At 38.6% G+C, this 13,406-nt stretch carries 19 protein-coding genes; 11 read left to right on the plus strand and 8 right to left on the minus strand.

The features are described from left to right. Window positions 1-37 precede the first annotated feature (37 nt). Complete coding sequence (locus tag VMUT_RS09260) at window positions 38-385, plus strand: hypothetical protein (RefSeq protein ID WP_048056996.1); 348 nt, start codon at window positions 38-40, stop codon at window positions 383-385. 59 nt (window positions 386-444) lie between these two features. On the opposite strand, the gene VMUT_RS09265 is transcribed toward VMUT_RS09260, so the two are convergent. Further along, entirely contained in the window at window positions 445-1,122 is a 678-nt protein-coding gene (locus tag VMUT_RS09265) for a DUF2848 domain-containing protein (protein WP_013605158.1), read from the minus strand. Between the two features lie 106 nt (window positions 1,123-1,228). On the opposite strand from VMUT_RS09265, the gene VMUT_RS09270 reads away from it, so the two are divergent. The 7 genes from VMUT_RS09270 to VMUT_RS09295 all read left to right on the plus strand — a co-directional run bounded on the left by VMUT_RS09270 (window position 1,229) and on the right by VMUT_RS09295 (window position 4,585). After that, on the plus strand, window positions 1,229-1,687 hold the full coding sequence (locus tag VMUT_RS09270; RefSeq protein WP_048056997.1) for a hypothetical protein: 459 nt from the start codon (window positions 1,229-1,231) through the stop codon (window positions 1,685-1,687). Window positions 1,688-1,744: 57 nt separating this feature from the next. Further along, the gene (locus tag VMUT_RS09275; protein WP_013605160.1) at window positions 1,745-2,023 is read left to right on the plus strand and encodes a 50S ribosomal protein L37ae; all 279 of its coding nucleotides are present in this window, start codon (window positions 1,745-1,747) and stop codon (window positions 2,021-2,023) included. Between the two features lie 58 nt (window positions 2,024-2,081). After that, window positions 2,082-2,612 (plus strand): Brix domain-containing protein, encoded by a 531-nt coding sequence (locus VMUT_RS09280; RefSeq protein ID WP_013605161.1) that lies wholly within the window; start codon window positions 2,082-2,084, stop codon window positions 2,610-2,612. 82 nt (window positions 2,613-2,694) lie between these two features. Continuing rightward, on the plus strand, window positions 2,695-2,847 hold the full coding sequence (locus VMUT_RS13405; RefSeq protein ID WP_013605162.1) for a CTAG/PCC1 family protein: 153 nt from the start codon (window positions 2,695-2,697) through the stop codon (window positions 2,845-2,847). Between the two features lie 88 nt (window positions 2,848-2,935). After that, window positions 2,936-3,316 carry a prefoldin subunit beta gene (locus VMUT_RS09285; RefSeq protein WP_013605163.1) on the plus strand — a complete coding sequence of 127 codons (381 nt, stop codon included), beginning with the start codon at window positions 2,936-2,938 and terminating at the stop codon, window positions 3,314-3,316. A gap of 5 nt (window positions 3,317-3,321) precedes the next feature. Continuing rightward, complete coding sequence (locus VMUT_RS09290) at window positions 3,322-3,663, plus strand: DUF3194 domain-containing protein (RefSeq protein WP_013605164.1); 342 nt, start codon at window positions 3,322-3,324, stop codon at window positions 3,661-3,663. Next, window positions 3,593-4,585 carry a DHH family phosphoesterase gene (locus VMUT_RS09295; RefSeq protein WP_237699637.1) on the plus strand — a complete coding sequence of 331 codons (993 nt, stop codon included), beginning with the start codon at window positions 3,593-3,595 and terminating at the stop codon, window positions 4,583-4,585. Before VMUT_RS09290 ends, VMUT_RS09295 begins: the two co-directional genes overlap by 71 nt. Before the next feature lie 40 nt (window positions 4,586-4,625). Here the strand turns inward: VMUT_RS09295 and VMUT_RS09300 are convergent, their stop codons facing one another. Next, window positions 4,626-5,966 (minus strand): hypothetical protein, encoded by a 1,341-nt coding sequence (locus VMUT_RS09300; RefSeq protein ID WP_148224728.1) that lies wholly within the window; start codon window positions 5,964-5,966, stop codon window positions 4,626-4,628. Window positions 5,967-6,072: 106 nt separating this feature from the next. Between VMUT_RS09300 and VMUT_RS09305 the strand changes: the two genes are divergently transcribed. From VMUT_RS09305 to VMUT_RS09315, 3 genes are read left to right on the plus strand one after another with little or no spacing between them, the layout of a single operon-like run. Continuing rightward, window positions 6,073-7,590, plus strand: coding sequence for a type II/IV secretion system ATPase subunit (locus VMUT_RS09305; protein ID WP_013605167.1), 1,518 nt, complete (start codon window positions 6,073-6,075; stop codon window positions 7,588-7,590). A 56-nt stretch (window positions 7,591-7,646) separates the two neighbouring features. Beyond that, window positions 7,647-7,895, plus strand: a complete 249-nt coding sequence (locus tag VMUT_RS09310) for a hypothetical protein (protein ID WP_013605168.1) — start codon at window positions 7,647-7,649, stop codon at window positions 7,893-7,895. Window positions 7,896-7,911: 16 nt separating this feature from the next. After that, the gene (locus tag VMUT_RS09315; RefSeq protein WP_013605169.1) at window positions 7,912-8,781 is read left to right on the plus strand and encodes a hypothetical protein; all 870 of its coding nucleotides are present in this window, start codon (window positions 7,912-7,914) and stop codon (window positions 8,779-8,781) included. Here the strand turns inward: VMUT_RS09315 and VMUT_RS09320 are convergent. The 6 genes from VMUT_RS09320 to VMUT_RS09345 form a co-directional block, all read right to left on the minus strand. Beyond that, window positions 8,778-9,182, minus strand: a complete 405-nt coding sequence (locus VMUT_RS09320; protein WP_013605170.1) for a hypothetical protein — start codon at window positions 9,180-9,182, stop codon at window positions 8,778-8,780. The genes VMUT_RS09315 and VMUT_RS09320 overlap by 4 nt on opposite strands. Further along, a complete protein-coding gene (locus VMUT_RS09325) occupies window positions 9,179-9,820 on the minus strand; it encodes a hypothetical protein (RefSeq protein WP_013605171.1) in 642 nt (213 codons plus the stop codon). The genes VMUT_RS09320 and VMUT_RS09325 overlap by 4 nt, the downstream gene beginning before the upstream one ends. Next, window positions 9,801-10,190 carry a hypothetical protein gene (locus VMUT_RS09330; protein ID WP_013605172.1) on the minus strand — a complete coding sequence of 130 codons (390 nt, stop codon included), beginning with the start codon at window positions 10,188-10,190 and terminating at the stop codon, window positions 9,801-9,803. The genes VMUT_RS09325 and VMUT_RS09330 overlap by 20 nt, the downstream gene beginning before the upstream one ends. After that, window positions 10,187-10,582: a hypothetical protein gene (locus VMUT_RS09335; RefSeq protein WP_013605173.1), complete on the minus strand. Its 396-nt coding sequence runs from the start codon at window positions 10,580-10,582 to the stop codon at window positions 10,187-10,189. Before VMUT_RS09335 ends, VMUT_RS09330 begins: the two co-directional genes overlap by 4 nt. Window positions 10,583-10,659: 77 nt before the next feature. After that, complete coding sequence (locus tag VMUT_RS09340; RefSeq protein WP_013605174.1) at window positions 10,660-10,887, minus strand: hypothetical protein; 228 nt, start codon at window positions 10,885-10,887, stop codon at window positions 10,660-10,662. A 44-nt stretch (window positions 10,888-10,931) separates the two neighbouring features. Next, window positions 10,932-13,331 carry a tRNA(Met) cytidine acetyltransferase TmcA gene (locus VMUT_RS09345; RefSeq protein ID WP_013605175.1) on the minus strand — a complete coding sequence of 800 codons (2,400 nt, stop codon included), beginning with the start codon at window positions 13,329-13,331 and terminating at the stop codon, window positions 10,932-10,934. Window positions 13,332-13,406 lie beyond the last annotated feature (75 nt).

Genomic DNA, 13,406 nt, shown 5'->3' on the forward strand with positions numbered 1-13,406 from the left:
TATATTTATTAATATCTGATGTCTCCCTGTAACCACCGTGAAGAGAGTACAGAAAAATTGCTTGACGTTGATTGTGGATGTTTGCAATGATACATTAGATAAGTTTAAAGGTGCTATGAATACGGTACTTAGAAGGGCGGGATTTGGCGGCGCCCTGAGGGTTCTTGTTTATAAGTGTAAGGACCTTGATTTTAATAAGTATATTAGGGAATTGAATTCGATAGTTGCCAATAATTTTTCAGTGACTCTGTTTGTATATGAATTCGAAGATTTAAACTCATTAATTAATGAACTCAATAAGAACATATTCAGTGGGTGCGATAATTATGGAGTACTGTCAACAATTGATTTACCAGCAAGTATTAACTATGAAAAATTAAAGTAATCAGCTTAGCCCAGTACATCATCTCTTCAGACCTTGCAAGCATCATCACTTAAGGGATTTTACTCAATCCAGTAATAATGGTCAATTGACCTATTAAGTACTGGGTCATGAAGCTCAATTTCGAAATACCCACTAGGCTTTATTTGGCCTTTTATTAGGGGTATTGTACCCGAGAAAACAACGACATTCTTTAGGTCTGGTACAACCTCACGTATCAAATCAACCAGTTTTTCTGGTGTTAGTAGGAACTTCATGGTGCCCTCCTGATAAAGCGTCTTCTTATCATCCTCAAGTATCCAACTCCTTAGTATTAAGTCATCCCAATGGTCCTCAACCTCCTTAAGCGGCCAAGCCCTCCTCGCGACAATCTTTGGATACATATGCTTACCAGCAAGTATGCTACACCTCTCTGCTTCCCTATCCGTGTGATCGCTTCCCACAGACACATATATCTCATCCTCATTCTTAATCAACAATACATACTCAACCTCACCACTATGTAAATCACTAACCTTCCTGATGTAGTTGCTCGTGGTTACCAGGTATGGCTGTAATATGTATATTTCAGGTATGTTCTTAGGCCCACTAATGCCTATCCTACTTAACTCTTCAACCTCCTTTTTAATAATGTCCGTAGTCCTCCCAGACCAGACAAAGATCACTAGATCACTAACAGCGATTTCAATATCTCTCTCGTTACCATTCTTGAACTCTATAGTTACGTTAAGTCTATGCATAGACGAACTCTGGTTTATAAGGCAATAACCTTATTAAATTTTTGGTCTCGTTCCTTAAGCCCAAGTAGATGGAAATACTAAAAAATCCTGTAACAATATTGTCAAGATGATCTCAGAAATAGTCAGAGTGGGCTTGGTTTCGGAGATTAAGCTTTCAATACCGAGTGCTGATGATGCACTTGATTATTTAAGGCTCATGCTGAATAATTTAATTGGATTAATGGCTTCAATACCACCCGCCCTAGCTCAGAGCGTTAAGCCTGAGATACCAATATTCATAAAATCTGTTGGCAATGAGGCCGAGTTATCAATACACTACTCACCATTAATGCCGTTAATCCGAATAAGGACGTCTAAGGATTTAATAAATAAGGTAAGTGGCATTAGTTTCATTGGCGTTGTCTTAGATTCAGGGGGTACTATTTTGAGGATGTACAGGGGCAAGGATGAGATGGGTAAGGATAGGGAGAAAATACTCCTTATTTTTAGAGTATTTATGAATTCTGATGTGGAGTTACAACCACTACCTAGCATGCCTCAGGGGCAAGGTGGCGCCATTATTTAAATTGCCCAAGTAAACATCAATAGAAATGCTTTTATTTAGTTAAATGCTAGGTCCTTGATGCCGTTTAGCCATACAAAGATTGTAGGGCCAACTGGAAGGTATGGTGCTAGGTATGGAATGGGCGTTAGAAGGAAGGTTCTACAGATAGAGGTTAAGCAGAGGGGTAGGCATAGATGCCCAAGATGTAAGTCCCTGGTTAAAATGGAGAGGATAGCCTTCGGCATTTGGAGATGCCCTAAGTGTGGTTATACCTTCGCAGGTGGCGCCTGGATTCCGCAGACAATAATGGGTAAAACCCTGGCCACCGAAGCAGCGGCTAAACAAAGCACTAGATGAAGGCATTGTCGTAATGAGTTTAATAGTATTAACATCATCACGAAATCCCAGTACTCGAATGAGACAATTTCTTAATGAGTTAGAGGTGGTTATTCCCAGCGTCATTAAGGTGAATAGGGGTAAGTTATCAATAGTTGAGGTTGCAGGTAAGGCATTGAGTTTAGGGGCCATGAAAATACTATATATTGGTTCGAGGGGTGGTAATCCTGGTTTCATGCGTTTTTTAAGAATTAAGGAAGGATTGATTGAGGTAATGCCGTACTTCATAAAAATACTTGGGGTTAAACTCCTCACTGATATGCAGGTTAGTATTACGCATAGACGAAGGGTACGGAGTGGAATTATCGTGGCCCTAAGGGAGTATACTGAGATAATGGATGTACTTAGTGAGCAACTTGAATTACCTAGCGTGAGAATTTACGATTTTGAGAGTATTAGGGGCATGTATGATGTGATCTTCCTAATTCATAGGGCTAATAATGAGTACGAGATTCAGATATTAAATGGTATGGACCTGGGTCCTTATGGTCCTTTCATGAAGGTTAGCGACGTGACTTATGTAAGGCCTAGGGTGATTAAGTTTGAATGAATGTACGTTTAAGACTGTTTTTTCATTAGAAAATGTTGACAAAGAATTAATAGTTAATTCATTTAAGACGCTTGAAAAAGAAATGAGGTTTAGCAGGGGTTTTGTAAGTGTTGATGTTAATGATAATAATGTGATTATTGTTATTTGCGCCAGGGATTTATCAAGTTTAAGGAGTTTAGTCAGTGGGGTCATGAAATCACTATACTTAATATTAAAGGCTGAGGAACTTGACTAGGTCATGGCTTTGTATTTCTTAATCATAGGCTTATTCATGATTCACATGCGGATTAATACTTATTAAGGCTTAGTTCAATGGCAATTTAATGAGTTCATTACCGCCGTCATTACAATCAGACCTGGAGAAATTACAGGCGTTACAGGACCAATTAAATAGTGTTAGGGTTAGGAAGCAACAGTTTGAGAGTGAGTTAAAGGAGGTTGAGAAGGCTATTTCGGAAATTGAAAAGATATCCACCGAGAGTAAGGTGTATAAGATCGTTGGTTCCTTCCTGGTTTTGGTTACTAAGGATCAGGCACTTCAGGAACTTAAGGATAGGAAGGAATTGCTTGAGCTTCATATAAAGACGCTGTCAAGGCAGGAGAGCATGTTAATGAAGCAAATTGAGGACCTAAGAACCCAGATAAATGAAGCCTTGGCAAAGTTACAGGGTGGGGCTGGTGAAGTTGCGAAGGGTGGTGGTTAAAGGTAATGAGTAATTACGAGATACTTAATGACATAGCTAATGTGATTGCGGAGGAGATATATAGGTATTTAATGCATAGGCTTCCTGAAAAATTGCTTGAGGATTTCGTTATTAACGTGGGATTTACAAACCTCGCGAATTACAACCTTGAAATAAGTATTGAAGCAATGACGAACCCATTATTAAAGGGTCTTGATAGTATAATAAATGATGCTGTTGAGTTTGGATTTAAAATAGCTGATTACCTAATGGATAAGTTCAAGGGGGGTGAATTGATTGGTTTATCAACTGGAGAAATTGAGAGAATTGCTGAGGAATACGCAAAAAATCTGTATAGTAACACATAGGCATGCAGACCTAGATGCATATGCATGTGGAGTGGCTGTTAAGGAATTAATTACTAAATTAGGCCGTGATGCATATATAGTGATTCCTGAGGGTTTGTCCCATGATGTCAAATCATTCATTAGTAAACTTAGCATTAGTTATCAAGGCCTAAGCAATTGCAGTGATGGATCAGATATGGTGATCTTGGTTGATGTTAGTACATACGCCCAATTAAATGAGTTTAGGGATATCATAGGCAATAAACCAATAGTCGTGATTGATCACCATGAGGTACATAACATTACACCCACATTAGCGATAATTAATTCAAGCGCTACGAGTTGCTCTGAGATAGTTGCACAAGTACTTAAGGAGTTAGATATTGAGCCAAGCAATGAGGTTGCCACCTTGCTCATTGGTGGAATCCTAAGTGATAGTGGTAGGTTAAGCAGAGCTAGACCTGAAACCTTTGAGGTTATGGCATGGTTACTTAGACTATCGGGTAGGAATTATCGAGATATAATCAATGCCATGTCTGAGGAAATGACCTTTCCAGAGAGGATGGCTATAGTTAAGGGATTACTAAGGATGAGGGTGTATAGGATTAATGATTACATCGTTTGCTTAAGTAATGTGAACGCGTATGAATCATCGCTCGCTGATACCATGATTAGGGCAGGTTGTGACATAGCATTGGTGGCCTCAGAACATGACGAAGAGATTAGATTATTCGGTAGAGGTAGTAAGAGAATTGCCGAGAAGATATCACTTGCCGAGGTATTTAGTGATTTAGCGCGATACTTCAATGGTGAGGGGGGTGGTCATGTATTAGCGGCTGCCCTAAGTACCAGGGCTAGAGTTGACACAGCCACATTATTAATAAAGGCCCTAAGTAATATTGAGCAGAAGTTCGGTATTAAGTCCTCAAGGATAAGTGAATAATTTTAACATAGGTAAGTTTTCATTTATAGTGGGGATTTTACTAGGTTCTCAACCTTAATTCCATGTTGATCCTATTAATGATATATGATGACTTACTATATTGATGAATTTCATATTGCGAATTTGCATCCGTAATTACACTATTAACGCTTATTGCACTAACATTTATATCGCTCATTATACTGTTCATCTGCGTAATTATTTCATTATTAATCACTCGTAATGCACACCATGAAACCTCACTTACCTGTGATTGATAAATCGGTGATAAGTATTGTTCAGGAGTTATTGGTATGATGGATTCATTGAAGAGATCATACGCCTGTAAATAACCTCCAAATAATAATGAGCCATTGAGTAGGTATAGTCCCATTGGGTAGTTCTTGGTTTCATAAACTGGTATCGAATAACCGCTCTGCGTCACGTAATTAACCTGGAGCAGGTAATAAGTACCTGACAAACAGGTTGGGTTTATTATCGTGCCATTTGGAAGCAGGAGTATTGGCGATATGTATATCACGGGCCCAAAGGGCACAAGCCTCGGTCTTTGGTATACCGTATAGCCGTAATTCGTAATTTCACTAATAGTCACATTAGGACTAAGGGTTAGGTGAGTGATTGATGATGAATTAACGTACTCATTGAATGAGTAGCTAAGGACCTGAAGCGCCTCCTGAAAGCCCGAGCTAGGCCATGAACTTGCATTAATGCCCTGACCAACCCACATGGTGAACAGGCTCAGACCGGGCAAACCAACCTCGTAGTGCTCACTAATACCTCCAGTGACTGGATTATAACCATAGTAATAATTCCATAGGTGATACGACTCACCATTAAGGGCGATTAGGTAACCGCCTACCGTACTCAGTTCACTTAGTATTTGCGTAAGGCTTTCATTACCTGTTTCGAAGGCGAAGACCACGTATTCAGCGCCATTTTTGTCCTCAGTTATTATCACGTACCAATTGGCGTATACGGGCTGCGGATATATTAGGTATAGCGGGACTTCTAAGGTCCACGTGATACCGCCAGTATCGTTGGTCAGCGCTGTTGAGTTGAGCATTACTTCCTGCTGTATAGTGGTTTCTGATGCATTGACTATGTATAGTGTGAATTCCCTATTGGCTGTGGTGACCCAGACAGGCGTTGTATTGGTGATTAGTGAATCTTCACGGTATGTTAATGGGTACTCATTAACTATGCTATTTAGGAACTGTGCTGTTGGTCTTGAGTCTGTCAGGTTCATTGTTATTACGTATGTCCTGTAAACTACGGGCGTAGGTGCTGGACCATAGGTAGTATTTGCATATGTGATAAATGAGACTAATGTGAAGATAATTGCTGGAAATACTGCAAATATTATCCATTTGTTGTTAATCATTACCATTTAATATGGCGCCAGCAATTATATAAGTTTCTGATCATTAAGAGTTACTGAAATTATGAAACAGAAAGTATTTTAGGGGGCTTGTTCTTTAGTAAATTGAATGAGCTTAGACTTTCAGTTAATAAAACTGGTAGGTCAACTCAAGGAGTTGGAGAGGTACCCATTATATGAACCATTTGCATATGCCACAATAGTCCAGGATGAGAAGACGGGAGATATAATGTATTACCTTGAGGAGATAACACTTGACCCTACCGAACAGCAGGTATATAAGGAGTTGGTAAGGATAGTTATGCTTGAGCTACCACCACCTGAGGAATTAACAAAGATAGGTGATGTCAAGAATTACCTGCTTAATGAATTAAAGAAGATCGTTGGGCGATACAGAAGGCTGTTCAGAAATGTTTCCACATCATCCTTCGCTAAATTCCTATACTACATGGAGAGAGATTTACTTGGTTACGGCCCCATAGATGCCTTAATGAAGGATGAGAATATTGAGGATATATCGTGCGATGGCGTAGGTAGACCTGTTTATGTGTTTCATAGGAAGTATGAATCAATACCAACAAACATAGTGCCAGTGACAGACCAAGCCCTTGATGACCTGGTTGTGAAGCTAATACACCTATCAGGTAGGCATGTCTCAGTTGCAACGCCAATAGTTGATGCGCAATTACCTGATGGTTCTAGGATAGCCGTGACATATAGGAAAGAGGTCTCGCCTGGTGGCTCCACATTCACAATAAGGAAGTTTAGGAAGAACCCATTAACATTCACGGAACTCGTTAAGTTCGGTAACATCAGTGCGGAGATTGCGAGTTACTTCTGGGTCATGCTGGATAATGGCAGGTCATTCCTAGTGCTTGGTGTTACCGGTGCAGGTAAAACGAGTTTCCTCAATGCAATGGCCACATTCATTAGGCCTCACATGAAGATAATAACCGTTGAGGAAGTCCCTGAAATAAACTTACCACATAAGAATTGGATTAGGCTCGTTACAAGGCAAAGCTATGGTTCTGAGAAGATAAATGAGATTACATTATTTGACTTAGTTAAGGCAACGCTTAGGATGAGACCTGATTACTTAATAGTTGGTGAGATAAGGGGTGAGGAGGCTTATGTTCTATTTCAAGCGGTAAACACAGGACATAGCGGCATATCCACTATGCACGCGGAGTCCTTTGAGGCGGCTGTTAATAGGCTCATGAGCCCGCCAATGAACATACCACCGGCTTATATACCTGCCATGAACATCTTTGTTATGATTAAGAGGGTTAAGATTAATGGTAGATTAACGAGGAGAGTCACTGAGGTTGGTGAGGTTTATATAGATGGTGATAAAATAAGATTTAATACAGTATTTAAGTGGAATCCAAAAACTGACTCTCACGATTCATATGTAGAAAAGAGCGTCCTAATTAAGCAGATAAGTGATATGACAGGTAAGGATGTTTATGAAATTCTCAAGGAAATAGACACTAGGGCTAGTATTGTTAATTGGATGGTTGAGAATGAAATACTGAACTTTGAGGACGTATCTACATACGTACAGACATATTATACAAACCCAGACAAAATACTTAATCAAGTTCTTGGTAAAGGTGATCAAGGTTGAAAGTATTACTTAGGTTTAAAGATCTTAATTCTCTTGTTAAATATTTAAATGAAGACTTGAATAAATTATTAGTAGCCAAGAAAATATTAGAGGAGGAAGTGAATAAGGAGTCGCTCGTAGATATCATCGAAATAAGGAACAATAACGTTATTATACAGAGAGAAAGAATAACAGAGATAAAGGGAATATTAGATGAACTTGATAATAGGATTAATGCAATTAATTCACTACTTGAGGAAATAAGGGATGAGTTTAATGATAGTAATTATGCAGGTCCAAGAGAGTATTACTATCACAGCCCTTAACCTTGAGTGAGGTACCATGATAATGCTAATACCTGTATTGATCATTGCAATAATGATTGGAATGCTAATCCTAGGTCTGCTCAGACCACCATTAACAGTCATAATACCGCTCCTAGGTATCTACATAATACTAATGTTAATACCGTACATAATACCAAACCTAACAATTAATCAGTATCTTAGTATCAAATATATAGTAATCCCGATAATAGGCTTAGTTATAGGTTATGGGATGTCCATTTTGATAAATAAGTATATGAGTATTGATGTACGGTCACTATTTAAACTAAACCAGGGTCAAAAGACGGTCTCTAAGAGGCCTAGAAAGATCACGAATAAGCAAAAAAGCGAGAAGAAACCAGGGATTAAGCCCGAGGACTTAGATAAGATAATTCCTAAATCCATTGACGACTTAAGACTTGGAATAACAACTAATGAAGCATTGGGTAGTTGGATTGAGTATTACGATGGATGGACCGACACCATAATAAGCGTATCAAGAAGGTTCATAGACATCAAGGATAGTACAGAGATTATTAGTAAGGAGGCCTTATTTCTATCGAGGATTAGGCAGTATGAGAATAAAGCCCTATCGCTGGGTCTTACCTTAAAGGAGGAATCTGCATTTAAGAAGCAAAGGCAGAGAAGATCAAGGTCTAAGAGTAATGAGGATAAATTAATAGTATATGTGAAGCCTGAGGATGTGACTACCGATTTAATGACTACTGCGCAATTAATGAGTGGTTATGTTGAGGAGTTCAACAATATAGTCGAGAAGTTAATACGTGATAAAGAGATTTCTCAATATATGATTAATTCGCAGATACTAGTTCTCTATATAGATGGAATACCTAGAAAGTTCGTAACTCTTCATAAGGAGAGCTAAGTATTCTCTTTTTGTATTATTATCATTATTGGTATTGAATCAATAAGTAAAGTGATTATTGGGCGATTCCTATCAATATTGAGGGTCTCTAATCTGTCAATAATTGACTTTATAATTGCAGATCTTCTTTGTATATAGCCAGCGACATCATTTATTACATTACTTCTTGTACTAGAACCTGGCTTATAAACGATTCTTAAGGAGAATACTTCTGAGGAACCGTCAACAAACTTAATATTTTCAGAAATTTCACTGGCCAATGCAATATTATTTTCTGCACCTAAAATTTCATTCCAATTCTGCTTGAGCATATACATAAATCTATATGAGTTACTCAATTCACCCTTTAGTGTTTGAATTAGTTCATTTAGTGATTCAAATCTCTTAATTTCGACAATCATGATAATCCACCCACCTCTTCTTCAATCTTCCTAAATGGCTCTGGATAGTTTATATTATCTAATTTCACGATAGTTTCGACATTCCTTGAATTATTACTAATCGATGAAATTATTTCATCAATCATCTTCATGAGCCTAGCAACCTCATCAGCGGTTAAGCCAACAATACTACTTAAAATGCTGGGTATTTCAGTGGTTTCCCTGATGTTAGGTAAGTATAACAGTGATGTCTCCGACATGTCGGGCAATGAGTAACCTATTACCACATCTATTGATGCATCATCTATTATAATCACATAATCATCATTCACGCCAAGTTTTTCAGTAAATTCCATGGCCTGTTTAATAGACATTAATACATTCGTATAATAATTAATTGCATCTCTTATTGCATCCTTATAGCCATTAGCTGTTAATGTGTAAATCACCTCAATATCATCAATCTTGGTCGTTACGTTGGTATTGCCCTTAACTAATGTGGCTGGTGATTTACTCCTCAATTCCCTAATCATTTTATTCATGGTTTCATTATCAGGACTATACGCATAAATCTCACTAATAACCTGGAGTATCTCATTAAGTCTATTACCAAGACTTAAAACTATATCTTTCAACCTATCACTTCTTAGTACTATCAAGTTCGATCACCACTAAGGATGGTACGTCTCCAAAGTATCTAACTATTGCCTTAAATTCATGCCCCTTAAGCTTACCTAACCTACCTTCAAGGGTCTCATAAATAGCGTATTCTAACTTAAGAAATTGAAGTGCCTTTGAAAATAGTTCCCTATAAGCCTCCTTTGATGGTTCCTTATATATTATTATTGGAATAGAGTTGGGTATATCAATAATTACCTTTTCGCTCCTATCAGGTAGATCAGTCTCATTATTTATCTTATCGTATATATCGGATAGTCTCTTAACATAATCAGTAACCTTCCTCTTATTTTCTAATATCCTCCTGTGCAGCTCATCGACATTAATATTAATATCTATATTCGTGCTCATGGCATTATCACCAGTCTTGTCTTTTTATTTGCATAGTCAATAAGCACCATTACTGAGGCATCCCTACCCTTAATGCCATTTAAGTATTTATTTATCTTTTCAATTTCGTTTACTACATAGTTAATATTATCATCTATTACATTCAACTTACTTAGTAACCATGTTGAGTGTGGTGCGATATGTATGTTCATCGTGTGAGGTATAGCATGTACTGTTATTACTTGGTGAGACGGTTGAAAACCAAGTTTTGTAAGTTTATCCTCAATCTCTGCGTTTATTTTCAGCTTCTCCTTAATTGCCCCATAGCGTTCCCTTAGGTTTAATAATTGTTCTTTAATTATATTCAATTTACTTATTGCGTCCTCAATTGTGTTAAACAGAAGTACTAACATTCAGATTCTCATTAATTAGGCTATATTTATTCTTTACTTGTGAGAGTTAATGGTGAGTCTCGTACGACAGTTAAACACTACGTCTCTTCCCTAATCAACCTGGAGATCTCACTAATGGCCTTACTTATGTCCTTAACGTCATCATGAATCTCTATTATCTCTGCTATGAGTAATGAATTATCAAGGCACCTTAGAAGTAGGTCGGCCCAACTCCTTGAATGATACAACTGCTTAAGTTTCTTTAACTCTTCATATTGCCTATCATCAACCTCAATTACAATTCTTCTCTTGCCATTTTTAGCCATGCCACTGAATAAACATTAACCTAATTTAAAATTAACCCCCCAGACTATTTACTCCTCTTTTGTAACTTAGTGACACTAATCATAAACTCTGGTATTTCGACATACTTTACATAGTATTGAATGAGCAATTTAATTACCTCCCTAAGCATAAGCATTAATGTCGACTTCCTAATACTAAGAACCTTAGCAGACTCCCTCCAAGGCCTTGCCTGCAACACCTTACAAATTAGCGCCTCCTCATAGAACTGAGGAAGATTAATACTATCAACACCCCTCCTTAAATAATACGTTTTTACCAACTCTGTTATTGCATCAGCAGTGTTCTCGTAGGTCATTGGACCCCATGAATAAGCAACTAAACGCCTAGTCTGAGCCTCAGTAAGCCTTGGAGTATAACCAGGATCTAATGCCTGACCCCAGTCAGTTAGTAGCATCCTGACTACGTCAGGTTCCATATCATGGAATGGACCCTGCAATGAATTAAGCAGTCTTAATCTAAACTCCTTATTTGCATAGATAATAATGTCTCTTGTCTTCTCATTTATTGGCTTAACAAGCAATACACTATACTCACCACTTATTGGATTCCTCTCGGGGCTTATGTGTACGGGCATGTAGCCATTCTTAATCCAGAAATTCAGTAATTTGGCGTTAACTCCAAAGCCCACACCAACCCAATCAATACCTCTCTCCCTAGCCTCTTCCTCAATTCTCTTAAGCATCTCAGTGCCTAGACCCTTATCCTGAAGTTCGGGATGCGTGGCAATCCTTATTATCCTCCAGCCCTTCAATTTAGCAAAATCCGTAAGTCCCCAATACTTGATTAGCCTATCAGGTATTATGTTTCCAGGTAGTTTCAATCCTCTCACAACCATATCAATCATATCATCACCTATACCACCCTCCTCAGCCAATTCAACGGACACCACAATCTTGCCATTACTTAATGATAACGCTCTTATGAAGTGGTGAGGCGCATCCATCATCATGCCTAAGTCATCCGGTTCATTCCTATAATGTGCTTGAACGTATATTCCGAAGAACTGCCTTAGTTGTTCCTCGTTCAATAAGAAGAATTCCTTAAGATCGGGAATTAAGTAATTGAATTCATGCCTATTTATCAATTCTTGATCCTCATCAGTTATCCTGGCGGGCTCGGCATCAAGTAACAATGTATCAAATAACCACTGTTCCACTGGGTCATTGGGTGCATACCTAATTGGTTCCTTAAGCTCATACTCAATAATCCTCGTATTCTTATCCTCACGTAGATACTTAAGGAACCTAAGGCTAAAGCCTCTGCCAGCGCCCTCATAACCATGTATTGTCGATGCATATATAACCCTGCTAAACCTCTCGTGTATTCCGTAAAGCACGGGTAATGGTATCATTGCCGCCTCATCAACCACAACAATATCCCTATCATCCTCACTAAGCATGTCATAAGGCCTTATGTAATCTATGAAGACTGAAATGCCAACCTTCACCGAAACCACATCATTACCCCAATAGCTTGTGCTCACATCATAGTTTAGTGCCTTAAGTCCCTTTATTACGAACTCCATTAATGTAGAGACATTACTGGGATTCATTGCCGTAACCGCGAACCTTACCCTACCCTTAATCTTCCTAAGCCTATGTGCTAAGGCAGCCAACGCAAGACCAATAACTGCTGACTTACCTCTGCCTCTATCAGCAATCAATACTACATTGACCTTCTTACCCCTTGGAGGTCTCTCCATTAGTACCTCCATCGCTCTAAGCGTCTCAACCTGGTCTTGGGTCTTAGCGAGCTCATATATAGTCCTTGTAAACTTCATCCTCTCAGGCATTACTATCTCCCTTGGCCTCCAGGGCTGTGAATCACCAAGGACTGGCTCCTTAATTAACTTATTATTATCGGTATCAATTATCAATGCCTTATCCATGCTCATTAGCTTATTCCAGAACCTTACCTTTAGGAAGTGCCTAACATGTTCAGGTCCATATTGAGGAACCAAAAGGCTTTGTTGGAACTTCGTTAATTGCTTTATCCAATCATTCAATGGTGGCACCATGAATACGTAAATACCGCCACCCCTAACGATGCCTCCTAATCTACCCACATCATTTGGCTTCAAATCGTTCATTAGATCGAGAACAGCAAAATCGACAGTGATACCAAGGAGCTTATCAGTATCTTTATATGGTCTATAATCAATATTTATGGGAATTCCCTCAATAAGGTCCTTAAGTTTACCCATCCTTCTCTGGGCATCGGAGTACTCCGGTTGGTACATGTATAGTCCATGTGGATCCTTAACAAGCGATGAGAATACCCTAAGGGACTCTGCCGCATACTTAGCAATTTTTTCCTCATTAGTACCCACAAGCACAATAAGTCTTCTGTGATTTGATGATAATCCCTCCCTAACCAATCCCTGCAACAGCTCAATCCAGCCCATAACCTCTGAGCAAGTAAATCAAATTGAGTTAGGGCTTATAAGCATATGCAAATGGTAGTAATTAGTGATTGGGCG

This window comes from Vulcanisaeta moutnovskia 768-28 (genome assembly GCF_000190315.1).
Taxonomy (GTDB): domain Archaea; phylum Thermoproteota; class Thermoprotei; order Thermoproteales; family Thermocladiaceae; genus Vulcanisaeta; species Vulcanisaeta moutnovskia.